The 22,105-nt window shown below is 72.5% G+C and carries 24 protein-coding genes and 1 pseudogene; 8 read left to right on the plus strand and 17 right to left on the minus strand.

Annotated features, from left to right (window positions below; translation table 11 throughout):
- Positions 1 to 148: 148 nt before the first annotated feature.
- The 5 genes from MTP13_RS04340 to MTP13_RS04360 form a co-directional block, all read right to left on the minus strand.
- Positions 149 to 1,219 carry a LacI family DNA-binding transcriptional regulator gene (locus MTP13_RS04340; RefSeq protein ID WP_243569880.1) on the minus strand — a complete coding sequence of 357 codons (1,071 nt, stop codon included), beginning with the start codon at positions 1,217 to 1,219 and terminating at the stop codon, positions 149 to 151.
- Positions 1,216 to 2,244, minus strand: coding sequence for a DUF2804 domain-containing protein (locus MTP13_RS04345; protein ID WP_243569882.1), 1,029 nt, complete (start codon positions 2,242 to 2,244; stop codon positions 1,216 to 1,218). The genes MTP13_RS04340 and MTP13_RS04345 overlap by 4 nt, the downstream gene beginning before the upstream one ends.
- A complete protein-coding gene (locus MTP13_RS04350; protein WP_243569884.1) occupies positions 2,219 to 4,087 on the minus strand; it encodes a glycoside hydrolase family 2 protein in 1,869 nt (622 codons plus the stop codon). Before MTP13_RS04350 ends, MTP13_RS04345 begins: the two co-directional genes overlap by 26 nt.
- Positions 4,084 to 5,430: an MFS transporter gene (locus tag MTP13_RS04355; protein ID WP_243569885.1), complete on the minus strand. Its 1,347-nt coding sequence runs from the start codon at positions 5,428 to 5,430 to the stop codon at positions 4,084 to 4,086. The genes MTP13_RS04350 and MTP13_RS04355 overlap by 4 nt, the downstream gene beginning before the upstream one ends.
- A gap of 120 nt (positions 5,431 to 5,550) precedes the next feature.
- Complete coding sequence (locus tag MTP13_RS04360; protein WP_243569886.1) at positions 5,551 to 6,201, minus strand: GntR family transcriptional regulator; 651 nt, start codon at positions 6,199 to 6,201, stop codon at positions 5,551 to 5,553.
- A 77-nt stretch (positions 6,202 to 6,278) separates the two neighbouring features.
- On the opposite strand from MTP13_RS04360, the gene MTP13_RS04365 reads away from it, so the two are divergent.
- The gene (locus MTP13_RS04365) at positions 6,279 to 9,104 is read left to right on the plus strand and encodes an FAD-binding and (Fe-S)-binding domain-containing protein (RefSeq protein ID WP_243569887.1); all 2,826 of its coding nucleotides are present in this window, start codon (positions 6,279 to 6,281) and stop codon (positions 9,102 to 9,104) included.
- A gap of 201 nt (positions 9,105 to 9,305) precedes the next feature.
- Here MTP13_RS04365 and MTP13_RS04370 read toward each other — a convergent pair whose 3' ends face one another.
- The 5 genes from MTP13_RS04370 to MTP13_RS04390 all read right to left on the minus strand — a co-directional run bounded on the left by MTP13_RS04370 (position 9,306) and on the right by MTP13_RS04390 (position 13,402).
- The gene (locus MTP13_RS04370; RefSeq protein WP_243569888.1) at positions 9,306 to 9,611 is read right to left on the minus strand and encodes a YHS domain-containing protein; all 306 of its coding nucleotides are present in this window, start codon (positions 9,609 to 9,611) and stop codon (positions 9,306 to 9,308) included.
- 63 nt (positions 9,612 to 9,674) lie between these two features.
- On the minus strand, positions 9,675 to 11,963 hold the full coding sequence (locus MTP13_RS04375) for a heavy metal translocating P-type ATPase (protein ID WP_243569889.1): 2,289 nt from the start codon (positions 11,961 to 11,963) through the stop codon (positions 9,675 to 9,677).
- Entirely contained in the window at positions 11,960 to 12,889 is a 930-nt protein-coding gene (locus MTP13_RS04380; RefSeq protein ID WP_243569890.1) for a heavy-metal-associated domain-containing protein, read from the minus strand. Before MTP13_RS04380 ends, MTP13_RS04375 begins: the two co-directional genes overlap by 4 nt.
- Complete coding sequence (locus MTP13_RS04385; RefSeq protein WP_243569891.1) at positions 12,889 to 13,098, minus strand: heavy-metal-associated domain-containing protein; 210 nt, start codon at positions 13,096 to 13,098, stop codon at positions 12,889 to 12,891. The genes MTP13_RS04380 and MTP13_RS04385 overlap by 1 nt, the downstream gene beginning before the upstream one ends.
- A gap of 124 nt (positions 13,099 to 13,222) precedes the next feature.
- On the minus strand, positions 13,223 to 13,402 hold the full coding sequence (locus tag MTP13_RS04390; protein ID WP_243569892.1) for a hypothetical protein: 180 nt from the start codon (positions 13,400 to 13,402) through the stop codon (positions 13,223 to 13,225).
- 156 nt (positions 13,403 to 13,558) lie between these two features.
- Between MTP13_RS04390 and MTP13_RS04395 the strand changes: the two genes are divergently transcribed.
- The gene (locus MTP13_RS04395) at positions 13,559 to 13,867 is read left to right on the plus strand and encodes a DUF7882 family protein (RefSeq protein ID WP_243569893.1); all 309 of its coding nucleotides are present in this window, start codon (positions 13,559 to 13,561) and stop codon (positions 13,865 to 13,867) included.
- On the opposite strand, the gene MTP13_RS04400 is transcribed toward MTP13_RS04395, so the two are convergent.
- The 6 genes and pseudogenes from MTP13_RS04400 to MTP13_RS04420 form a co-directional block, all read right to left on the minus strand.
- Positions 13,827 to 15,314 (minus strand): VaFE repeat-containing surface-anchored protein, encoded by a 1,488-nt coding sequence (locus MTP13_RS04400; RefSeq protein WP_243569894.1) that lies wholly within the window; start codon positions 15,312 to 15,314, stop codon positions 13,827 to 13,829. The two genes, MTP13_RS04395 and MTP13_RS04400, sit on opposite strands and share 41 nt — an antisense overlap.
- Before the next feature lie 141 nt (positions 15,315 to 15,455).
- Entirely contained in the window at positions 15,456 to 15,689 is a 234-nt protein-coding gene (locus MTP13_RS18250) for a DUF6766 family protein (protein ID WP_341681684.1), read from the minus strand.
- Between the two features lie 38 nt (positions 15,690 to 15,727).
- Positions 15,728 to 15,784: pseudogene (locus tag MTP13_RS18255) on the minus strand (hypothetical protein); the annotation flags it as partial.
- A gap of 63 nt (positions 15,785 to 15,847) precedes the next feature.
- On the minus strand, positions 15,848 to 16,594 hold the full coding sequence (locus MTP13_RS04410; RefSeq protein ID WP_243569895.1) for an MBL fold metallo-hydrolase: 747 nt from the start codon (positions 16,592 to 16,594) through the stop codon (positions 15,848 to 15,850).
- Entirely contained in the window at positions 16,591 to 18,096 is a 1,506-nt protein-coding gene (locus tag MTP13_RS04415) for a purine-cytosine permease family protein (RefSeq protein ID WP_243569896.1), read from the minus strand. Before MTP13_RS04415 ends, MTP13_RS04410 begins: the two co-directional genes overlap by 4 nt.
- Positions 18,097 to 18,198: 102 nt before the next feature.
- Positions 18,199 to 18,834 (minus strand): TetR/AcrR family transcriptional regulator, encoded by a 636-nt coding sequence (locus tag MTP13_RS04420; protein WP_243569897.1) that lies wholly within the window; start codon positions 18,832 to 18,834, stop codon positions 18,199 to 18,201.
- Between the two features lie 115 nt (positions 18,835 to 18,949).
- Here MTP13_RS04420 and MTP13_RS04425 point away from each other — a divergent pair, with 115 nt between their 5' ends.
- On the plus strand, positions 18,950 to 19,354 hold the full coding sequence (locus tag MTP13_RS04425; RefSeq protein WP_189083937.1) for a VOC family protein: 405 nt from the start codon (positions 18,950 to 18,952) through the stop codon (positions 19,352 to 19,354).
- Positions 19,351 to 19,632: a winged helix-turn-helix transcriptional regulator gene (locus MTP13_RS04430; protein WP_243569898.1), complete on the plus strand. Its 282-nt coding sequence runs from the start codon at positions 19,351 to 19,353 to the stop codon at positions 19,630 to 19,632. Before MTP13_RS04425 ends, MTP13_RS04430 begins: the two co-directional genes overlap by 4 nt.
- Here the strand turns inward: MTP13_RS04430 and MTP13_RS04435 are convergent.
- Entirely contained in the window at positions 19,629 to 20,294 is a 666-nt protein-coding gene (locus tag MTP13_RS04435; RefSeq protein WP_243569899.1) for a DapH/DapD/GlmU-related protein, read from the minus strand. The genes MTP13_RS04430 and MTP13_RS04435 overlap by 4 nt on opposite strands.
- Before the next feature lie 30 nt (positions 20,295 to 20,324).
- On the opposite strand from MTP13_RS04435, the gene MTP13_RS04440 reads away from it, so the two are divergent.
- The 4 genes from MTP13_RS04440 to MTP13_RS04455 all read left to right on the plus strand — a co-directional run bounded on the left by MTP13_RS04440 (position 20,325) and on the right by MTP13_RS04455 (position 22,017).
- Entirely contained in the window at positions 20,325 to 20,795 is a 471-nt protein-coding gene (locus tag MTP13_RS04440) for a MarR family winged helix-turn-helix transcriptional regulator (RefSeq protein ID WP_243569900.1), read from the plus strand.
- Positions 20,796 to 20,875: 80 nt separating this feature from the next.
- Positions 20,876 to 21,196: a DMT family transporter gene (locus MTP13_RS04445; RefSeq protein ID WP_243569901.1), complete on the plus strand. Its 321-nt coding sequence runs from the start codon at positions 20,876 to 20,878 to the stop codon at positions 21,194 to 21,196.
- A 47-nt stretch (positions 21,197 to 21,243) separates the two neighbouring features.
- A complete protein-coding gene (locus tag MTP13_RS04450; protein ID WP_243569902.1) occupies positions 21,244 to 21,669 on the plus strand; it encodes a DMT family transporter in 426 nt (141 codons plus the stop codon).
- A gap of 15 nt (positions 21,670 to 21,684) precedes the next feature.
- Entirely contained in the window at positions 21,685 to 22,017 is a 333-nt protein-coding gene (locus tag MTP13_RS04455) for an NIPSNAP family protein (RefSeq protein ID WP_243569903.1), read from the plus strand.
- Positions 22,018 to 22,105: the final 88 nt, after the last annotated feature.

The raw sequence follows: 22,105 nt of genomic DNA on the forward strand, positions 1-22,105 counted from the left end.
GGTTCGCGCGGATTGCACCCGCGGATCCTGGCGCGCTGAGCACCCTGGCGCGCGGAGCCACCCCTGGTTCGCTGAGCACCCTGGCGCGCGGAGCCACCCCTGGTTCGCTGAGCTCGTCGAAGCGGGAGCGGCGCTCCCTTCGACGAGCTCAGGGAATCAGGGGCGCGGAGGCGCGGGGCACCAGGCGGTACGGCGCCTGCTCGACGCGCGGCGGCGACTCTGGGTCGTCGACGAGCCGCAGCACCGAGGCGACCGCGAGCCGCGCGAGCTCGCCGAGATCGGGCGCGATACTCGTCAGCGGCGGCACCGTGTACGCGGACTCCGGGGCGTCGTCCCAGCCGACGACGGCGACGCGGCCCGGCACGTCCACCCCCGCCTCGCGCAGCGCGCGCAGCGCACCGATCGCGAGCAGGTCGTTCGCGCAGACGAGCCCGTCGAGCCCGGCGAGGCCGCCCGGCCCGGCGAGCAGCGCCCGAACCCGCGCGTGGCCCTCCTCGCGGGAGTAGTCGCCGTCGGGCGAGCGCTGATCCCACGGCGACACCTCGAGCAGGTGCCGGGGGTCCGCCTCGAGCCCGGCCGCGCGGAGCGCCGTACGGAATCCCTCGAGGCGCAGGTCGGCGGCCGCGGCGCCGCTCGAGGCATCCGGAACCGTGCCGAGGAAGCCGAGCGTGCGCCGACCCGCGGTGATGAGGTGCGCGGTCGCGTCGCGCGTGCTCGTCACGCTGTCGACGACGACGCGGTCGACCCGGGCGGCGCGGATGCGCTCGCCGAGCACGACGAGCGGGGTCCGACCGCGGGCCGCCATCAGCTCCTCGTCGCCGATCGACATGGCCGACAGCAGGATGCCGTCGCTCAGCAGGGTGCGGTACCCGGATGCCGCGCGCAGCTCCCGCTCGGGATCGCCGTGCGTCTCGTCGACGACCACGTCGTAGCCGACCGCCTCCGCCGCGGTGACGACGGCGTGCGCGAGCTGGGCGAAGTACGGCAGCGAGAGGAACGGCACCGAGAGGGTCAGCAGGTTGCTGCGCCCGACCCGCAGCTGCCGCGCCGCGAGCTGCGGGCGGTAGTCGAGCTCGGCGACGGCGGCCTCGACCCGGGCGCGCGTCGCGGCGCTCACGGGCGCCTTGCCGCTGATCACGTTCGAGACGGTGCGGTACGAGACGCCGGCGATCGCCGCGACGTCCTTCAGCGTCGGCCCGGCCGAGCGACGGGCGCTCACCAGCGGTTCCGGACGTCTTCGGCCCAGCCGAGCAGGCCGTCGAGCTCGATGCGCTCGCCGTCGGCCTCGACCCATCCCGAGTAGTGGCCGAAGCACTGGTGCCCGTGCGAGCCGAACACGCCGAGCTCGGTCGCGCTGACCCGGTCCCAGAACGGCTCGAAGCGCAGCTCGGCGCTCGCGCCGTGGATGCGCCAGGGGGCGAGCCAGTTCCGCTCGTCGTACTCCCAGTCGAGCTCCTCGCTGAGCTTGCGGAGCCGGCCGTCGACGACGATCGCGTTCTCGGTCGACCCGGTGCCGTCGGTCCACTTGCCGCCGAGCTGCAGTCCGACGACGCGGTCGCCGACCCGGCCCGAGGCGGCGCCCCAGTTCCACACCATGCGGTAGGGCCAGCGGCCCCGGCCGTGATCGAGCACCGCCCAGCTCTCGCCGAGCGGCAGCTCCACGATCTCGGGGGCGCCGAGCTCCGGCGCGTCGAGCTCGAGCCGGCCGCGCGCGGGGCGGGCGACGTCCTTCACCGTGTACTGGAACCGTCGCTTCGACCACGGCACGACGACCCCGAGCCGCTCGTGCCCGGCCGGCAGCTCGGCCAGGATCTCGATGCGGGCGCCCGGCACCTCGGCGCGCAGGAGCGTGCCCTCGGCGGTCTCCTCGAGGTCGATCGCGAGGTGCTTCGCCCGCGCCCGGGCCGGACCGTCGCCGAGCGAGGCGGGCAGGGTCGCCCCGCGGCCGAACGGCACGATCGCCCCGCGGTCGAGGGTGCGCCCGGTGCGCCGGTCGTGCACGAGCACGCCGTGCACCGCCGCGTAGTCGATCGAGGAGACCGTGAGCGCCACGAGATGGGTCGGCGTCGTCACCGCCCAGTACTCCCATCGCTTGTTGCGCCCCCAGCTGCGGCGGCCGTCGATGCCCGAGGTGTCGTGCAGCGGGGTGCGGGTCCAGCCGACCGCGGCCGGGTTCAGCCGGTTGTCGGCGCCGCGCAGCGCGACGGGGGCGGTGAGCTCACGCTCGGTGATCGTGCGAGGCATCCTGGGCCTTTCTGGTGGGGTGCGGCGCGGGCGCGACCGCCTTCGCGAACCGGGCGGCGAGCTCGGCATTCACCTCGCGCACGCGGGCGGCGTGCAGCTTCCGCACCGTGCGGTCGGCCGTGAGGAGCCCGTTCAGCTCGTCCTCGACATCGGAGAGCTGCGTGTAGACGTAGCCGCCGAGCCCGGCGTCGATCGCGGGCGCGATCTCGTCGCGGTGCAGGGCGACGAAGGCCTCGGTCAGCTCGTCGACGCCGGCGTATCGACGGTAGCCGAACTCGCGCGGCCCGAACTCGTGGCCCGGCAGGCGCAGGCTGTAGCCGCCGTACTCCGAGACGACGATCGCCCGCCGCTCGCGCCGCCAGCCGCGCTCGGGCCGGAGCTTGCGGAAGTAGACATGCAGGCTGCGCAGATCGCCGCCGCCCTGGTCGTGCCAGCCGCTCGCGTGGTCGATCACCCGGTCGGGGTCGAGCTCGCGCAGCCGCGCGGTGACGGCGAGCGCATCGAACTGCCCCCAGCCCTCGTTGAACGGCACCCACACGGCGATGCTCGGGGCGTTGCCGAGCAGGCGGACCGTCTCCTCGAGCTCCGCCAGGAACTCCGCGCGCCCCTCGGCGTCCTGCCGGCCGAATCTGCGATGCCGGCGGTCGTCGAGCCGCAGCGGCAGCTTCACCGGCAGCGTCACGACGGCCGGGTGGTAGCGGCGTCCGCCGTTCACGAAGTCCTGCCAGACGAGCATCCCGAGCCGGTCGCAGTGGTGGTACCAGCGCAGCGGTTCGATCTTGATGTGCTTGCGCAGGGCGGTGAAGCCGAGCGCCTTCATCTCCTCGATGTCGTGCACGAGCGCCACGTCGGACGGCGGCGTGTAGAGGCCGTCGGGCCAGTAGCCCTGGTCGAGCACGGCGGCGTGCAGGATCGGCTCGCCGTTCAGCACGAGCCGCGGCCGGCCGTGCGCGTCGGGCGCGATGCCGACGGAGCGCATGCCGAAGTAGCTCTCGACGCGGTCCTCGCCGAGGCGCACCTCGAGCTCGTAGAGGAAGGGGTCGTCGGGGTGCCAACGGCGCGGCTGCGGCACCGGCAGGCGCAGCGGCTCACCGACGGGGCCGGTGGCCCGCGCGATCTCGCGGCCGGCGGCGCGCACGATCGCGCTCGCCTCGGAAAGAGCGGATGCCTCGGGAAGAGCGGATGCCTCGGGAAGCGCGGATGCCTCGGGCCATCCGCCCGCCTCGACGACGAGCTCGACCGCCTCAGCTTCCAGCAGCGGCCGCACGCGGAGCGCCGCGACGTGCACCGCCGGAACCCGCTCGAGCCACACCGTCTGCCAGATGCCCGACTGCGCGGTGTACCAGATGCCCCCGCGCCGCAACGCCTGCTTGCCGCGCGAGTGGAACGAGGTGTCGCTCGGGTCGACCACATCGACGACGAGCTCGTGCGGCTCGCCGTCGCCGAGCTGCGCGGTCACGTCGAGCGTGAAGGGCAGGTAGCCGCCGCGGTGCCCGCCCACCTGCGCTCCGTCCACGAGCACCCGGCAGCGCTGATCGACCGCGCCGAAGTGCAGCAGCACCCGGCCGCCGCGGGCCCCGCCCTCGAGCCGCACCGTGCGCCGGTACCAGAGGTGCTCGTCGGGCTGCAGCTGCCGACCGACCCCGGAGAGCTCGGCCTCGGGCGAGAACGGCACGACGATCTCGCCGTCCCACTCGCGCGGCTCCAGGGCGTCGCCGGTGACGGCGTACGACCAGCGGCCGTTCAGGTTCTGCCAGTGCTCGCGGACAAGCTGCGGGCGCGGATACTCCGGCAGCGGGTGGTCGGGGTCGAGCCCCTCGGCCCAGGGAGTGCGCCGGCTCATCCGCGGTCCGCCATGGCGGGTTCGGTGCGACGCAGGACCCGCGTGCGCAGCGCGATGCCGAGCGGCACGAGCAGCAGCACGACGGCCGCCGCAGCGAAGATCTCCGGGCCGGGCACCGGATGCTCGACCCCGAGGTCGACGTAGCTGTGCGCCGAGCCGGAGATGACGGCCGCGCCGATCGCCGGGCCGATGATCATCGGCAGCATGACGGCCAGGATCATGCGCGCGCCCTGCACGCCGCCCGCTCGGTCCTCGGGCGTGTGGTCGCGAGTCAGCGCGGACACCGCGGCGATCGAGCCCATCATCCCGGCCATCATCACGGTGGCCGCGGCGATGACGCCGACGGCGTCGCGCACGAAGATCATCGCGACGAGTCCCGCCGCGAAGGCCGCAACGGCGTAGGGCAGCACCCGGGCTTTGCCGAAGCGGTCGATGAGTCGACCGCCGACGACGCTCAGCGCGGAGGCGAGCAGCAGCACGACGCCGAGCACGATCGCGTAGCCGTCGAGCTCGAGCGAGTACCGCAGGTAGATGAGCACGTAGGGCAGGAACACCTGCGAGCTGACGCCGATCACGCCCCAGATCGCGAGGGTCGCGAACAGCGCGGGCTCGCGACGCACCGTCGCCGGCCGGAGCCCGTCGACGACGGCTCTGAGCACGCCGTGCTCGTGCCGGGCGACGCCGCGGTCGTGCACCAGGAACCACGCCGCGACGCCCGTCGCCGCGGTCAGGCCGCCGACGATCCCGAAGAAGAGCTCCCAGCGACCCTCCTGCGTGAGCGGGTCGAGCAGGGCGAAGACGATCAGCATCCCGACGAGGGGCATGACCGCGAGCCAGCCGTCGACGCGCCCGCGGTTCGCGGGCACGGTGGAGTCGGTGACCCAGGCCGCGAAGGCGGCGTCGTTGGCGCCGGAGCCGATGAAGCTCATCACGCAGTCGAGGGCGATGATCGCGATCACGGCGGTCGCGACGGTCGCGCCGGCGTTCGCGACGACGGATGCCTCGCCGCCCGCCGCGCCCGCGGCCCCGCCCGCCCCCGCGGCGCCCGCGCCGACCAGCCCGAACGCGGCGGTCACGAGCCCCCAGGCGACATAGCCGATCGCGATGAACTCGCGGCGGCGGGCGAGGCGGTCCGACCAGGCGCCGAAGAGCAGCGTGGCGGCGGTCGCGGCGATCGCGCTGAGCGCGACCATCCAGGCGATGACCGCCGGATCGGTCGAGATGGTGTCGTAGACGAACACGTTGAGGTACATGTTCTCGATGACCCAGGCGAGCTGGCCGACGAGGCCGACGACGAGCACCGCCGTCCAGGTGCGGGCGCCGAGCGGCGCGGGGGAAGCCATGGCTCGGGGACTCCTTGCGGTCGGGCGGGGCTGACCCGGGTTTCAACGTTGAAATCACGGGAACCCTAGCAGCTTGCCCGACTTTCATGGAAGTCGGGCACGTCGGGAATTGGAGGCGGCTTACGGGGTGGCGACCACGGCGGCCAGGCGCTCCTCGGCCCGGCCGAGGTGCTCGGCGAGCACGGCCACGGCGGCCTCGCCGTCGCCGGCCGCGATGAGCTCCAGCATGCGCTCGTGCTCGGCCAGGATCGTGTCGACCGAGATCAGCCCGCGGCCCTGCACCTGCGCCATGCACTGCCGCACCTCCTCGGTGAGCGAGCGGTAGGCGCGGCTCGTTCGCTCGCTGCCGAGGGCGTCGACGATCGCCGAGTGGAACCGCAGGTCGGGGTCGACGATGTCGACGCTCGAGCCGCCGAGGTGCGCGGCGATCTCGGCATCCGCCTCGGCCGCGGCATCCGGCCGCCTCCGCTCCCCCGCGAGCTCGCGGATCGCGGCGCTCTCGATGCGGCGCCGGGTGCGGTAGACGTCGCGCACCGCGTCGGCGTCGAGCCGACGCACTCTGGCGCTCCGGTGCGCGGTGCGCTCGAGCACGCCCTCGCCGACGAGCTTCTCGATCGCGGCCTTGGCGCTCGGCCGGGCGACGGCGAAGCGGGCGGCGACCCAGGCCTCGGTGACCGGGCGATCGGGCTCGAGCTCGCCGCCGATCGCGGCCGCACGCAGCGCCTCGGCGACGGCGTCGACCACGCCGGTGACCCGGATCCCCTCGACCATGCGCTCGCCCTTCCGCCGCGCGTCAGTATACTTGTCCGACCATCTCGGTATACTTGTCTAACAATCTGGAGCTCCTCATGTCGCCTGCCGCCGTCGCCAGCGTCCTCGACTCCGCCCTCCTCGGCGAGCGCGTCGCGGTGAGCCAGCGCTCCATCGACCGCTTCGCGAAGGCCCACGACGCCTCGCACTACCTCTTCGTGCCCGAGGCCGTCGTCACCCCGGACGACGCCGAGGCGGTCGCGGGCGTGTTCGCCGCCGCGCGGGCCGCCGGCCGCAGCGTGACGTTCCGCTCCGGCGGCACGAGCCTGTCCGGCCAGGGCGTGACCGACGAGCTGCTCGTCGACACCCGCGCGCGATTCCGGGGCATCCGCGTCGGCGACGAGGGACGCACCGTTCGCGTCGAACCCGGCGCCACCGTGCGCCAGGTGAACCAGCGGCTCGCGCGGCACGGCCGCAAGCTCGGCCCCGACCCGGCCAGCGAGATCGCCTGCACCATCGGCGGCGTGATCGCCAACAACTCGAGCGGCATGGCGTGCGGCATCACCCAGAACGCCTACCGCACGATCGCCTCGCTCCGGCTCGTGCTGCCGAGCGGCACCGTGCTCGACACTGGGGCGCCCGATGCGGCCGAGATCCTCGCCGCCCGCGAGCCCGAACTGCACGCGGGCCTGCTGCGACTGCGCGAGCGCCTGCTCGCCTCCCCCGCCTCGGTCGAACGCGTGCGGCAGCAGTTCTCGATGAAGAACACCATGGGCTACGGCCTGAACGCCCTGCTCGACTTCGCCGAACCGGTTCGCATCCTCGAGCACCTCGTCGTCGGCAGCGAGGGCACCCTCGCCTTCGTCGCCGAGGCGGTGTTCGAGACCGTTCCGTTGCTCCCCCGTGCGGCGACCGCACTGCTCGTGCTGCCCTCGCTGCGCGAGGCCACGGCCGCGCTGCCCGGACTCGTCGCGACGGGCGCGGCGACGATCGAGCTGATGGATGCCACGTCGCTCCTCGTCGCCCAGCGGGCCGCCGACGTGCCCGCGCAGATCGCCGCCCTCGCGGTCGACGGCCACACCGCCCTGCTCGTCGAGTACCAGGCGGAGACCGCCGAGGCCCTCGATGCCGCGCTGGCCGGCGCCGCACCGCTGCTCGACGCGCTGCCGCTCGCCGCGCCCGCCGCGTTCACCGTCGACGCCGCCGAGCGGGCCGCGCTCTGGCACGTGCGGAAGGGCCTGTACACGACCGTCGCGGGCGCCCGCCCGAGCGGCACCACCGCCCTGCTCGAGGACATCGTCGTACCCGTCGAGCGGCTGCTGCCCACCTGCGAGCGGCTCATCGAACTCTTCGCCGCGCACGGCTACGACGACTCGGTGATCTTCGGGCACGCGAAGGACGGCAATCTGCACTTCATGCTCGGCGAGCGCTTCGACGACCCCGAGCAGCTCGCCCGCTACGAGCGCTTCACCGAGGACCTCGTGCAGCTCGTGCTCGAGCAGGGCGGCTCGCTCAAGGCCGAGCACGGCACCGGGCGCATCATGGCGCCGTTCGTGCGCCGCCAGTACGGCGACGAGCTCTACGCGATCATGCGCGAGGTGAAGCGGCTGTTCGACCCGAGCGGGCTGTTGAACCCCGGCGTGGTGCTCTCGGACGAGGCCGACTCCTACCTGCGCAACCTGAAGCTGGTGCCGACGGTCGAGGCCGAGGTCGACCGCTGCGTCGAGTGCGGCTACTGCGAGCCGACGTGCCCGAGCAAGGACCTCACGCTGACCCCCCGCCAGCGCATCGCCCTCCGCCGCGACATCGCGAGCGCCGAGGCGGCCGCTGACACCGCCCTCGCCGCCGAGCTCCGCGACGACTACGAGTACGACGGCGAGCAGACCTGCGCCGTCGACGGACTCTGCGCCATCGCCTGCCCGGTCGACATCAACACCGGCGACCTGGTGCGGCGGCTGCGCGCCGAGCGCCGGAACCCCGTCCTGAACGCCGGCTGGTCGGCCGCCGCCGCGGCTTGGGGCCCCGTGACCCGCCTCGGCGGTGCGGCGCTCACCGTCGCGAACACGCTGCCGGCGGCGCTGCCGAAGGCGGCCACGACGGTCGGCCGGGCACTCCTCGGCCGCGACACGGTGCCCGAGTACGACGGCGGCCTGCCGCGCGGCGGCGCGAAGCGCCCCGAACCCGGCGGCGACCCCGCGACGGCCGAGGCGGTGTTCTTCGCGGCCTGCATCGGCACGATGTTCGGCCCGGAGCCCGGCGGCATCGGCGCGACCGCGGCGCTGCTCGAACTCGCCGAGCGGGCCGGCATCGGGCTCGTCGTGCCGGACGGCATCGGCTCGCTGTGCTGCGGCACGCCGTGGAAGTCGAAGGGCTACCTCGACGGCTACCGGGCGATGACGGAGCGGGTGCTGCCCGCCCTCCTCGCTGCGAGCGACGGCGGCCGGCTGCCGATCGTCTGCGACGCGGCCTCCTGCACCGAAGGGCTCGAGACGATGCAGGAGCTCGCCGCCGTCGCGGGCCGCGAGGCGCCGGCGCTGCGCTTCGTCGACGCGACGCAGTTCGCCGCGGAGCGGATCCTGCCCCGGCTCGACGTGACGGCGCCCGTCGGCCGGGTCGCCGTGCACCACACCTGCTCGACGACGGCGCTCGGCGCGGGCGGCGCGATCGACCGGATCGCGCACGCCGTCGCGGCCGACGTCGTGCTGCCCGACGACTGGAGCTGCTGCGCGTTCGCGGGCGACCGGGGGCTCCTGCACCCGGAGCTCTCGGCGAGCGCGACCGCCCGCGAGGCGGCCGAGGTGATCGCCGCCGACGCCGATTGGCACGTCTCGGCGAACCGCACCTGCGAGATCGGGATGACCCGGGCGACGGGCCGCCCGTACCGACACCTGCTGGAGCTGCTCGAGGCCGCGACCCGGCCCTGAGCCACCGCGACCCGGCCCTGAGCCGGCCCGGATTCAGCTCGAATCCGGGCCGTCCCGAGAATCTCCAAAAAATCTTGGATTCGCCTGTAACGCTTTGCCCTCAGGTGGAAACAAAGCAATTGAGGTGGCCGGCGTGGTCCGCAGGTTCGGGGGAGCTTCGGACCCCGGCCACCTTCAACATCCGGCGAGCAGGCCCCGCCGCTACGCCACGTTCGCCGCGTACTTGGCCGGGTCGGCGTCGAAGGCCGGCCCGCAGCCGGCGCAGCAGAAGTAGTAGCGCTCGCCCTCGTAGTCGCGGAACAGCCCGACGGCCTCGGCCGCGGCCTTGCTGACCGGGCTGCCGACCATGACGGGGCAGGTGGTCTGGTCGTCGGCGGAGCCGGCTGCGCCGCTGCCGCCGCCGAGCAGGTTCGCCTTGCCGTGGCCGCTGACCGCGGCGGTGTGGGCGACGTCGCTCGCCGTCATGCCCGTGCTGCAGCAGGAGGCCGCCTGGGGGTCGTTCGTCATGATGTACCTTTCGTGTCTCGGTTGGAGTGGAAGCGCGACCGGGATGACCGCGGTCGCCCGGGTTCAGTCCTTGGCGACGCTGCGGAAGCCGCGCAGCCGCAGGCTGTTGCCGACGACGAACACGCTCGAGAACGCCATCGCCGCGCCGGCGAGCATGGGGTTCAGCATGCCGAGCGCCGCGATCGGGATGGCCGCCGTGTTGTAGGCGAAGGCCCAGAACAAGTTCGTCTTGATCGTGCTGAGGGTCTTGCGGGAGAGCCGGATCGCGTCGACCGCACTGCGCAGGTCGCCGCGCACGAGGGTCAGGTCGGATGCCTCGATCGCGACGTCCGTGCCAGTGCCCATCGCGAGCCCGAGGTCTGCCTGCGCGAGCGCCGGCGCGTCGTTCACCCCGTCGCCGACCATGGCGACGACCTTGCCCTCCGCCTGGAGGCGGGCGACGACGTCGACCTTGTCCCGGGGCAGCACCTCGGCGTAGACCTGCTCGATGCCGACCTCGGCGGCGATCCGGCGGGCCACGGCCTCGTTGTCGCCGGTGAGGAGCACGGGAGTGAGCCCGATCTCCTTCAGCTGGGCGATCGCCTCGGCGCTCGTCGGCTTGACCGTGTCGGCGACCACGAGGATGCCCCGCGCCCGCCCGTCCCAGCCGATGGCGACGACCGTCTTGCCCTCGCCCTCGGCGTGCGCCTTGGCGGCCGCCACCTCCGGGGACAGGGCCAGCGCCCAGTCGGCGAGCAGCGACTCGCGGCCGATGACGACGGATGCCCCGTCGACGATGCCCTGCACGCCCTTGCCCTCGACGTTCGCGAAGTCCTCGGGCACGGGCAGTCGGCCGACCTCCTGGGTGGCCCCCTTCGCGATGGCCTGCGCGATCGGGTGCTCCGAGGCATCCTCCAGCGCGCCCGCGAAGCGGAGCAGTTCGGCCCGGTCGACGCCCGACTCGGTGATCACGTCGACGAGGGTCATCCGTCCGGTGGTGACCGTGCCGGTCTTGTCGAGCACGACGGTGTCGACCTTGCGCGTCGACTCGAGCACCTCGGGTCCCTTGATCAGGATGCCGAGCTGCGCGCCGCGGCCCGTGCCCACGAGGAGCGCGGTCGGGGTCGCGAGGCCGAGCGCGCAGGGGCACGCGATGACGAGCACCGCGACGGCGGCGGTGAAGGCCGCCGCGACCGGGAAGCCGGCGCCGAGCCACGCGCCGAGCGTGACGAAGGCGATGACGATCACGATCGGCACGAAGACGCCGGAGATGCGGTCGGCGAGGCGCTGCACCTCGGCCTTGCCCGTCTGGGCGTCCTCGACGAGCTTCGCCATCTGCGCGAGCTGGGTGTCCGAGCCGATGCGGGTCGCCCGCACGACGAGCCGGCCGCCCGCGTTCACGGTGGCGCCCGTGACCGGGTCGCCCGCGGCGACCTCGACCGGCACGGACTCGCCCGTGAGCATCGAGGCGTCGACCGCGGAGCTGCCGGAGACGACGACCCCGTCGGTCGCGATCTTCTCGCCCGGGCGCACGATGAACTCGTCGCCGACCGCGAGCTGTTCGACCGGGATCTTCACCTCGGCGCCGTCGCGCAGCACCGAGACCTCCTTGGCGCCGAGCTCCAGCAGGGCGCGCAGCGCGGCCCCGGCCTGCCGCTTCGAGCGCTTCTCGAAGTAGCGGCCCGCGAGGATGAACATCGTCACGCCCGCGCCGACCTCGAGGTAGATGTTCGCGGCACCGTCGGAGGGCGCGATCGTGAACTCGAAGGGGTGGGTCATGCCGGGCACGCCCGCGGTGCCGAAGAAGAGGGCGTAGAGCGACCAGAGCAGCGCGACCGAGGTGCCCATCGAGATGAGCGTGTCCATCGTCGCGGCACCGTGCTTGAGGTTGGTCCACGCGGCTTTGTGGAACGGCCAGGCGGCCCAGACGATGACGGGCGCGGCGAGGGCGAGCGAGGCCCACTGCCAGTACGTGAACTGCAGCGCGGGGATCATCGCCATCGCGATGACGGGCACGGTGAGCACGATCGAGCCGATGAGCCGCTGGCGCAGCGAGGTCAGCTCGGGGTCGTGGTCGGCGTCGTCGGCCGACGAGTCGCGAGCCCGCTCGCTCGTCTTCGGGGCGGGCAGGAGGGCGGTGTAGCCCGTCTTCTCGACCTCGGCGATCAGCAGTGCCGGGTCGTAGCCCTCTGGCACGGTGACCTTCGCCTTCTCCGTGGCGTAGTTGACGGTCGCCTGCACGCCGTCGAGCTTGTTCAGCTTGCGCTCGATGCGGTTCGCGCAGGAGGCGCAGGTCATGCCGCCGATCTCGAGCTCGATGCCGGTGCCGGCGCCGGCGCCGGTGCTGCTTCCGAGCGGTGCTGCGGTGCTCATCGGTGCGCCTCCCCCGCTGCTGCCGAGGCGTCGACCACGAACTCGGCCGTGTGCACCTGTCCGTCGACCTGGAAGTCGAGGTAGAGCAGGTAGCGGCCGGGCGTCGGGGCGCTGGCGGCGAAGGCGATCTCGGGCCCGCCCGTCGCACCGGCGTCGGGCTCCTCGCCCTCGGGGTGCACGTGCAGGAAGGCGAGGTCGCCCTGGCGCAGCGCCACGAGGTGCCCGAAGGCGCCCAGGTACGGCTCGAGCTCGGCGACGGGTCGTCCGTCGCGCTCCACCGTGAGGGTGAGCTCGCTCGAGGCGCCCGCGGCCAGCTCGCCGTCGAGGGTGACGACGAAGCCGTCGACCTCGCTGCGACGGTTCGGCTCCGCGGCGACGGGGGCGTACTCGCCCGCGACGTCGACCGTGCGGCTGAGGGTGACGCCCTCGGCGTCATCGCCCGCCGGCGTGAAGTCCGCGTAGAGCCGGTAGCTGCCGGCCGCGTCCCACGTCCAGGGGAGCGACCAGACGCCGCTCGCCTCGTCGAGGGCCGGGTGCACGTGCCGGAATCCGGCGCCGTCGGAGCGCACGACGATGGTATGCAGCTCGCGTTCGTGCGACGTCGTGTACTCGATGACGGGTTCGCCCGAGGCATCCAGCACCTGGAAGCGGAGCTCGCCCGCCTCGCCGACCGAGCCGGGCGCGGTCACTGAGGAGAGCAGGTAGCCGGCCGCGTCGATCGAGACGCCGTTCGGCGCGTGCGCCGCCGTCTCGGCGCCGGCCCCGCCGTGCGTGTTCTGGTCTTCGCCGTGCGTCTCCATGTCGCTTCCTTCCGCCCAGGCCGTCACGAGGGAGTCGGGCACGACGACCCCGGCGAGCGCGTAGGCGCCGCCGAAGGCCACCGCGAGCCCCGCCCCGTAGAGGGCCAGTCGTGCCCCGGCGCGCATCAGATGCGCACGGCCGAGTAGCCGGCCTCCTCGACGGCCGCGAGCACCGCGGCGTCGTCGATCTCGTCGGCCGAGCTCACGACGAGCCGGCCGGTCTGCGCACTGACCTGAATCTCCTGGATGCCGGCGAGCTCGCCGACCTCTTCGCGAATCGACAGCTCGCAGTGCCCGCAGGTCATGCCGGTCACCTGGTACTCGTTGGCGGTCATCGCTTCTCCCTTTCGCCGCTCGTACCCGTCGGGGTACCTGTGCACGTGACAACGATATACCCTCGGGGGGTATTCCGCGAGTCGTGCAGGAGCGCCGAAGGCGGATGCCGGACGACGGTGGTCGCTACTCCTCGCGGCTCGGGCCAGGCTTGCCCGGCCGGACGGCCGCGGAGTCGGCGACGTCGATGCGGGTCACGTCCTCGTCGGTCTCGGTGACCGTCACGCGCGGCGCGGCGTCGCCGGGGTCGGCCTTCGGGGCCGCGGTGAGCTGCTCACGGCGCTGTTCGGGATCGGCTGCGGGCACGATGGGTCCTCCGTTCCTGGGGTGCTGACTCCAGTCCATCGCGGACCCGGGTCGCGCAGAAGCGGCTTGACACGCGGGTGCTCGGCAGTCGGCGCACAGCCTCGCTGAGATGTCAACGCGCTCGCGCGGCCCGTGCGGTGGGCGTACGGTCCGCGGATGGGCAGGATCGGATACAGCACCCGCGACTTCGAGGTCCCGGACCGCACCCTCGCGCACCTGCAGGTGGTCATCCTCGACAAGCTCCGACGCTCGGAGACCTTCAGTCTGACCCTGGGCAGCGGACTCGACGGCGGCGCCCGCACCGTCGTCATCGGGCCGGGCACCGAGCTCGCCTTCGTCTACGCGGGCAACCGCCCACCGCGGTTGAACCGCCGCTGGCTGGCCCAGCTCGCCGGGGTCGCGTCGACGAACACCGGCCTGCTGGTCACCTCCGAACCGGACGACGGCGAGCCGCTGCCGGAGTGAGCGCGAGTCCCAGCGCCATCAGCAGCAGGGCGGCGAGCGCCGGTCCGGCGATGGGGCTCCCGGTCTCCGCGAGCTCCTTCGCCCCGCCGTGCTGGGCGGGCGCCGGCTCGCCCGGAACCACTGGCGCAGCCTCCACCGTCACCGTCTGAGCGGCGTCCGCGAGGTCGTGATGCACGGCGACGGGCTCGGCGACCCCCGCCTGCGTCAGCGTCTCGAAGGCGACGAGCTGCTGACCGGCATAGCCGGCGGGCACCGTGAACGACACGTCGACCGTGCCGTCCGGCGAGATCGGCGTGAACGTGGCCGAGCCGGTGATGCCCGTCGCGGACCCGTCGCTCTTGCGCATGAGCTCGCCGGACACCGTGTACTCGACGCCCGGGGTGAGGTGCTGGTACGCGATCGTGTCGGTCGCGGTGCCGCCGTTCCACGGCAGGGTCTGGTCGCCGTCCGCCGCGTCGACGAGCGTGGTGCCGATCACGGGCGGGACTGCGGTGCCGACCCACTCCGCGGTGGCGCTGGCGGTGGAGACCGCGCCGGCGGGGGCAACGAGGGCGATGGTCTGCGCGTGCGAAGCCTCGCTCGGGGTGCCGCCCGGCGTCGTCGGCACCGAGACGATGCGGCCGCCGACCGTCGAGCCGTCGGCGGTGGCGGTGACGGTCGCGGTGCCGCTCGTGTCCGCGTCGCGCAGGTCGAGGTACAGCTCCTGGCCGTCGACGACGGCGTCCGCGTCGATCGGGGTGCCGGCGGCGTCGGTGATGGCGACCGCCGGATCCGCGGTGACGCGCAGGCTCGGCCGATCCGTCGTCACGGTGAAGGGACCGACCAGCGTGCCGGCCTCGTGCGGGCCGGATGGGCCGGTGATCGACAGGGTGATCGAGAGCTCCGCCGGCGTGAGTCCGCCGCTCGCCTCGGCCCCGTCCGCCAGATAGTGGTAGACCGCCTCCGAGTTGGGCGTCTCCCACGGCCAGGCCGCGTCGAAGCCGAGGTCCGTGTACCGCCAGATCGCGTACTGGGTCGCCTCGAAGGCGTCGCTGGCGTCGAGCCCGGGCGCCCCGGCGGCCGTGCCGAGGTCCGCCAGCGAGACCGCCGGATAGCTGTGCGCGAGGATCCAGAGCACCTTGCCCTGCACGACCGGGTCGGTGAAGAAGTTGTCGCCGAGGTAGTCGTCGGCCCCGCCGATGGTTCCCTCGAGCCCGGTCCGCGCCGTCACGTCGTGTTCGATGCAGAAGGCCCAGAGGTCCGGCTCCCCCGGCGCCGACGGATCGGCCGGGGTGTCGAGGTAGATCGGGAAGGCGCCCGTGCCGGCGTAGCCCTGCCGCGCGCCGATGTAGGCGGAATCGCCGAGCTCGGGCGCCGCGAGGGCCGCGGTCGGCACCGCCAGCAGCGCGGCGACCGCCAGCGCCCCGATCGCCCTGAAGGCCCGCGATCGACCAGTTCGAGTGCTCACCACAACTCCACCGCCTTCCCGATTCCGGGGCGCGCCTGGTCGCCCCCCGGAACGGCATCACCGTATCCAGCCGGCGGCCGTCAGCACCAGGGGCGGCACCGGAAGCCCCCCGAACGGGGTCCGGGGTTGTCCACCGGTCGATCACTCGGCAGCGACGGCGCTCGCCTCGTGCGGCGCTCCCACGGGCTTCGACTCGGACGAGCCCCGCTGTCGCAGGAAGATCGAGAACGCCACCATGCTGCCGACGGCCAGGAACTCGGACTGCCAGTTCTGCAGGGTGCGGTTCCAGAAGTCGGCCGAGACGGCGTAGCCGAGCCAGTCGACCGCGGCCTGGCCGTGCTCGGCCTGCTCCGCTGCAGGTACTCGGACTGCCAGTTCTCCGCCGCGTCGACCACGAACTGCGAGGACAGCAGGTACTCGCCGAGGCCGACCGACGGCAGTCCGTGCGAGGCCTGCTCCTCGTTGGTCAGGGCGAGGCCCGTGAGCGCCTGGCCCGCGAGCGCCGCGAGACGGGGCCGGCGCCGCGCGTCCGCTCAGTCCCCGAGGTACGCGTCGATCAGCTCGCGCAACCGCTCGCCGTCGAATGATGCGCCGTGGCCGGCGTGCACGGTGCGCACCGGGAGCCCGCGCAGCCGGCGGAGGCTCGTGGCGTAGTCGCCCCGGTCGGACTCGTGCAGCCCGTCGAGCAGCACGTCGTCGTAGATCACGTCTCCGCTGAAGAGCGTGCCGGTCGCCTCCTCGAGCAGGCACAGGGAACCGGGCGTATGCCCCGGCAGGTGGAGCACGGTGAACCGTCGGTCGCCGAGATCGATCGCGTCGCCGTCGACGAGGCGGATCGTCGCCGGCGCCGGGCGGAGACGGTATCCGTCGGGATCGAACCCCGCCGGTCGCGCAGTGAGCAGCAGCTCCGGCAGCTCCTCGTCGAGGCCGAGTTGCTCGGCGAGCTCGGGCCCGCGGATGGACGTGCCGCGCGGCTCGCCGAGCGGCTCGGTGGCGTGCGCGCGGCGGTCGCCGAACTCGTGCGCGCCACCCATGTGATCGAGGTGGGCGTGGGTCACGACGAGGATCGGGTCGTTCGCGAACAGTTCGGGGAGCTCGTCGCGAAGCGAGGCGACCCCCAGGCCGGCGTCGACCACGAGGTCGCGGGCGGCACCTCGAACGTGCCAGATGTTGCCCCGCAGCACCTCGTGCACATTCGGCTCGTCGATCCGCGTGACGCCCTCCCCGAGGTGGACCGCGGTGAACCACCGCTCGACGGTGCCGAGATCCGCCTGGCTCACTCGGAGGCTCCGACCCGCTCGGCTCGGGTGGCGGGCACCTCGTGCGTGCCGCTCGGGAGTGCGGCCGCCGAGCGCCGGATCGTGCGCGGGGCGAGCACCGCGTACAGCCCGCCGCCGAGGAGGACGCCGACGAACGGGGAGACATCGGCCCCACCGAGGGCCGCCGCGATCGGGCCGGTGTAGAACGTCGTGTTCACGCACAGGGCGGTCACCACACTCCCGACGCCGAGGGCGATGCACCCGGCGGGGTTCCAGCCGGCGGAGTACCAGTTGGGACCGTCGCGGGATTCGTCCTGCAGGGCGATCCCGTCGTAGCGGTTGCGTCGCAGGAGGATGTCGACGACGTAGATGCCGAGGGCGGGTGCGAGCACCGCGATGCTGATCTCCAGCAGCCCGCTCACGGTCCCGAGGAAGTCGGAGACGAAGAGCGCGTAGAGGGTGAGCGCGACGGCGATCACCGCGTCGAACACGACGGTCACCGAACGCTTCCACTGGATGCCCGACGCCATGAGGGCGAGGCCGGTGCTGTACGCGGTGAGCGCGTTGTTGGTGATCGAGCCGATGACGACCACCAGCAGGAAGATCGGATAGAACCACGCGGGCACGATCTCGGCCATGGACTCTTCGGGCACCGACATGTCGACGACGGTGCCCGCGAGGACGCCGAGCGAGCCGATCACCACCGCGGGCAGGAACCCGCCGAGGGCCGTCCAGAAGGCGACCTTCGCGGGGCTTGACCGCTCCGGCAGGTAGCGCGAATAGTCCGCGCCGACGAGCCAGGAGAGCGGTGCCGAGGCGATGATCGTGAAGCCGGCGGCCGCCGCGGCCCAGAGCTCGACGCCCTCGAGGACCCCGCCGTCGGGCACGTACGTCAGATCGGCGTTCGTCAGCACGAACCACGCGAGCACGGCGATCCCGGCGAGCAGGGCCCACATCACCCAGCCGCTGATCTTCAGGATCGTCGCGTGGCCGTAGACGCTGATCGTGAAGGTGAGCAGCGCGAGCCCGATCACGATCGCCGCCATGACCGCGTCCGGGGCATCCGGGGCGAACCAGCGCACGAGCGTGAAGCCCACGAGGGCGCCGACCGAGAGGTTGATCGCTTCGTAGAGGACGCCGATCAGCCAACCGAGGACGACGTTCACGACTCGGTTTCCGCGCACACCGTAGAAGCTGCGGGTGATGACCTCGCTGGGCACGCCGGCGCGCGGTCCACTGATGGCGAGGAACCCCACGCCGATGAAGAAGAGATTGCCGGCGACCACGACGGCGAGAGCCTGCCACGCATCGAGGCCCAGCAGCACCAGGATGCCGCCGAGCACGAAGTACAGGTACGTCACCCCGGATCCCGCCCACACCGCGAAGAGACTGCGCGGGGTGCCGTGCCGCTCGATCACGGGAATGTGGTCGGTGCCGTGCTGCTCGACCCGCCCGGCGCGGGTGTTGACCTCCCGCGCGGCCGTCTCCGCAGGCTGCAGCCCGGTCGTCCCTCGTTCCGCCATCGTGAACGCCTCCTCGCGTTATTGGCCTTGAGGCCAAGTCCAAGCACACAGGAGGCTAGCGCTTGTTGACCTATCGGTCAACAAGCCGGTGCGGCGGCGCGGTCAGGCCGGGCGCAGTGCGCCCGGGGGAAGGCCGAGCTCCCGCTCCGATGTGCTGAAGACGAAGTCGGTGACGTTCGCGTAGTCGATGGTGGGCTCGTCCAGTCCCGCCCGGACGGCCGCGTTCGCGGCGAGCCCGTCGACGAGGGCAATGATGCGCATCGAGGTCTTCGCCGATGCCTCGGGGAAGACCCCGCTGGTGATGCCCGCCTCGATGATGACGTCGAGGTCCGCGACGTCGCCCTCCATCTGGCGGATGACCGCCTGCCGCACGGCCGGGCGATGGGCGCTCTCGCGCCAGGCGTCGAGCCAGAGCAGCGCGGAGGGATCGCGCTCGTGGGAGACGTAGAACTCGAGGATACGTCGCAGGTCTGCGACCGGATCGCCCGAGGGCCGCGGATCGAGCGCATCCCGCTCGGCCTCCGACGCCCGCTCGAAGGCCGCCGCCAAGAGCTCGTCGATCGAGCCGAAGTAGTGGGTGACCAACCCCTGCGCCACCCCCACGCGCGCAGCGACCCGGCGCGCCGTGACCTTGCCGAGGCCGTCCTCGAACGCGAGCGCGACGGCGGCGTCGAGGAGCTCCTCGCGACGGTCTTCACGCGGGCGCCTCGTGAAGGCGCCGCCCTGGCTGCGGGTCACCTCAGTCAGGGTAGCGGGGCGGAGCCGAGCGCGCGGCGCGAGCGGTGCCTCGCGTTCACCGCCGGATCCGACGGGAGGTCTTGACGCAGCACTTTTATTTTACAAGTATGACCCCATGAGTCTCTTCATCAGCTGTCCCGTCGCGGACGTCGAGCGCGCGACCGCCTTCTACACCGCCCTCGGCTGGGTTCTCAACACCGAGATGTCGGACCACAACGTGTCCTGCTTCGCCATCGCCCCCGAGCAGTACGTCATGCTCTCCAGCCGCGAGATGTACGCCAGCGTCGGCGGCACCGAGGAGCTGATCGGCGGACCCGACACCCCCTCGAAGGTCACCGTCTCCTTCGACCTCCCCAGCCGCGAAGCGGTCGACGAACTCGTCGAACGGGCCCGCGCCGCCGGCGGCCGCATCGGCGACATCGACGACTACCCCTTCATGTACCAGCGCCAGTTCGACGACCCCGACGGCTACCACTACTCGCCGTTCTGGATGAAGCCGGACGCCGATCCGACGGCGTGAGCGACCTCGCCGCCGCCCTGGAGATCGTCGGCTCGCGCTGGGCGCTCCGCATCGTGGAGCAACTGCTCGACGGCCCGCAGCGCTACGGCGACCTGCAGCGCGAGCTCGGGGCACCGACGAACATGCTCGCGATGCGCCTGCGGGAGCTCGAGACGGCCGGCGTGCTGTACCGCCTGCCGCTCAAGCACAACACCCGGGCGTACGCCCTGACCGAGCGCGGCCTCGCCCTGCGGGATGCGATCACCGCGCTCGGGCGCTGGGCGGCCGAGCAGGCCTAGGCGCCGCCGAGGTCGCGACGCACGACCTGCCCCGCGGCGCTGACGAGGTGGTTCGGCGGCACATCCTTCGCCACCACCGCACCGGCGGCCACGACCGACCCCGATCCGATCCGCACGCCGGGTGCGACCGTGACGTTCGCCCCGAGCCAGACGTTCTCGCCGATCACGATGGGGGCGGTCGTGATGCCGTCGAACCGCTCGCCCGGAGCCACCGGATGCCCCGCGGTGCAGAGGGTGACGCCGGGGCCGATCATGCTGCGATCCCCGATGGCGATGCCGCCGAGGTCGAAGAAGGAGCAGTTCTGATTGACGAAGACGTGCTCCCCCAGCTCGAGGCCGAGGCCGTAGTCGCAGTAGAAGGGTGGAAGGATCACGGCCGTCGCCGGCAGTGGCCGCCCCAGGATCTCGGCGAGCAACGCATTGCGCGTCTCCACGTCGCGGTGCCGCAGCACGTTCAGCCGGGAGGTCAGGTCCATGACGACGTCCACCCTCGCCGTGGCGGCGCGCGACGCCTCGGTGCGCCGGGGGATCAACCGCTCACCCTGCATGATCGGCACGCTCCTTCTCTCCTCGCCGTGCTCGGCCTCGGCACTCGCGGCGCCATCCTGCCACCGATGCGCGGAGACGACCGAACCGACCCGCTTCGAAGACGCGCTTGACACGGCCCATCGGCTACCCGATAAAGTAACTGCATGCGCAAGCAACTTGAAGATTCGATCTCGGCGGTCACCACGGCGGATGCCTGGGCGCAGCTCTCGCTCCTCGCCTCGGCCGTCGACTCGGAGCTCGATCGCTGGCTCGGCGACGCCTTCCGCGTGAGCGCCACCGAGCTGCGGGCGCTCGAGCTGCTGAGTCGGGCGAGCGACAAGGAGCTCCGCGTGAACGAACTCGCCCAGCGCATCGGACTCAATGCCAGCTCAGTCACCCGCCTCGTCAACCGCCTCGAGGCGAAAGGGCTCGCCCGGCGCGACCTCTGCGCCGACGACGGACGCGGGGTCTACGCCGTCATCGACGAGGCCGGCGAGCGACTGCTGGCCGACGCCCGACCCGCCGCCGACGCGCACCTGGCGAGCATGCTCGGCCAGCTCGCCGCCCGGTTCCCGCAGCTCGACACCGGAGCGACGAAGCGGGCGCTGGGCGAGCTCGGCGAGCGGATCGGGTAGGCCCCGGCGCATCATCCGTCGACACCGCTTGCCTATTTCGTTGCATGTACAGACAGTTATCTCTCCCGAAAGGACCGAACATGAGTTGGATCGCACTCGGCATCGCCGTCGTCTTCGAGGTGTTCGTCGGCTTCGCCGCGGGCAAGGCGGACGGTTTCAGGAACCTCTGGTGGACGATCGCCACCCTCCTCGGCGGCGGCATCGCCACCTTCTTCCTGAGCCTCGCCCTGCTCACCTTCGACGTCGGCGTCGGCTACGCCATCTGGACCTCGGTCGCGGGCGTCGGGATCGTCATCGTCGGCGCGCTGTTCTTCCAGCAGCGGCTCACCAAGCAGAAGGCGATCGGAATCGCGGCCGTCATCGCCGGCGTGATCGGACTCAACCTCGCCAGCAGCGTCTGAGCGGGCCTCGACCTCACGACCATCTCTCACGGAAACGGACACCAATCATGACCATCGACTCCTCCTCCCCTCGGACCCGCACCGGACGGGCCTGGGCGGCCCTCGTCACCGCCGGCGCCTTCGAAGTGGGCTACGCCCTGAGCGTCAACGGCAGCGCCGGGTTCACCGACCTCGTGTGGTCGCTCGTCGCCATCGGCTTCTTCGTCCTCACGCTCCTCTTCCTCAGCATTGCGCTGCGCTCGATCGACGTCGGCATCGGCTACGCCGTCTGGGCGGGCATCGGTGCGGTCGGGGCGGCGCTCCTCGGTCCGGTGTTCTTCGACGAGACCATGACCCCGGTGAAGGCGCTCTGGCTCGCCCTCATCATCGGCGGCGTCGTCTGGTTGAAGCTCGCCGACAGCCCCGCGCTCGGACGACGGGCCGAGAAGTCCGGCGGCCGGGTGTCCGCGGGGGCTGCGAGCATGGAGCTCTGACCGAGGAAGGAGGCCGTGGTGATCACCTGCGTCGTCGACTACACGATCGATCCGGCCGAGACCGAGGCGTTCGAGCAGTTCGCCCAGGCGTGGATGCGACTGGTCGCCGAGCACGGCGGCATCCACCACGGGTACTTCCTGCCCGCCGAGGGGGCGAGCGACCGGGCGCTGGCGTTGTTCTCGTTCCCGTCGCTGGCCGCCTACGAGCAGTACCGCGCACGGTTCGGGGTCGACCCCGAGTTCATCGCGGCCGATCGCATCCGCGACGCGAGCGGCTGCGTGCTCAGGTACGAACGCACCTTCATGCGCCCGCTGCTGCCGACCGACCTGCCGGGGCACTCGGGCTAGGTTCGAGGCGCCTCGGCGAGGCCTGCGGACCCGGTCGGAGGCGGTCGGGCACAAGTCGGAAGCGCGCCCACGACCGACGGCTGGCGCC

Source organism: Agromyces soli, assembly GCF_022811605.1.
Classification (GTDB): Bacteria; Actinomycetota; Actinomycetes; order Actinomycetales; family Microbacteriaceae; genus Agromyces; species Agromyces soli.

Excerpts from the sequence above, each read along its gene's own strand:
- MTP13_RS04345 (WP_243569882.1), bottom strand. The coding sequence starts at position 2,244 with ATGCCTCGCACGATCACCGAGCGTGAGCTCACCGCCCCCGTCGCGCTG.
- MTP13_RS04350 (WP_243569884.1), bottom strand. The coding sequence starts at position 4,087 with ATGAGCCGGCGCACTCCCTGGGCCGAGGGGCTCGACCCCGACCACCCG.
- MTP13_RS04355 (WP_243569885.1), bottom strand. The coding sequence starts at position 5,430 with ATGGCTTCCCCCGCGCCGCTCGGCGCCCGCACCTGGACGGCGGTGCTC.
- MTP13_RS04360 (WP_243569886.1), bottom strand. The coding sequence starts at position 6,201 with ATGGTCGAGGGGATCCGGGTCACCGGCGTGGTCGACGCCGTCGCCGAG.
- MTP13_RS04365 (WP_243569887.1), top strand. The coding sequence starts at position 6,279 with ATGTCGCCTGCCGCCGTCGCCAGCGTCCTCGACTCCGCCCTCCTCGGC.
- MTP13_RS04370 (WP_243569888.1), bottom strand. The coding sequence starts at position 9,611 with ATGACGAACGACCCCCAGGCGGCCTCCTGCTGCAGCACGGGCATGACG.
- MTP13_RS04375 (WP_243569889.1), bottom strand. The coding sequence starts at position 11,963 with ATGAGCACCGCAGCACCGCTCGGAAGCAGCACCGGCGCCGGCGCCGGC.
- MTP13_RS04380 (WP_243569890.1), bottom strand. The coding sequence starts at position 12,889 with ATGCGCGCCGGGGCACGACTGGCCCTCTACGGGGCGGGGCTCGCGGTG.
- MTP13_RS04385 (WP_243569891.1), bottom strand. The coding sequence starts at position 13,098 with ATGACCGCCAACGAGTACCAGGTGACCGGCATGACCTGCGGGCACTGC.
- MTP13_RS04395 (WP_243569893.1), top strand. The coding sequence starts at position 13,559 with ATGGGCAGGATCGGATACAGCACCCGCGACTTCGAGGTCCCGGACCGC.
- MTP13_RS04415 (WP_243569896.1), bottom strand. The coding sequence starts at position 18,096 with ATGGCGGAACGAGGGACGACCGGGCTGCAGCCTGCGGAGACGGCCGCG.
- MTP13_RS04425 (WP_189083937.1), top strand. The coding sequence starts at position 18,950 with ATGAGTCTCTTCATCAGCTGTCCCGTCGCGGACGTCGAGCGCGCGACC.
- MTP13_RS04440 (WP_243569900.1), top strand. The coding sequence starts at position 20,325 with ATGCGCAAGCAACTTGAAGATTCGATCTCGGCGGTCACCACGGCGGAT.
- MTP13_RS04445 (WP_243569901.1), top strand. The coding sequence starts at position 20,876 with ATGAGTTGGATCGCACTCGGCATCGCCGTCGTCTTCGAGGTGTTCGTC.
- MTP13_RS04450 (WP_243569902.1), top strand. The coding sequence starts at position 21,244 with ATGACCATCGACTCCTCCTCCCCTCGGACCCGCACCGGACGGGCCTGG.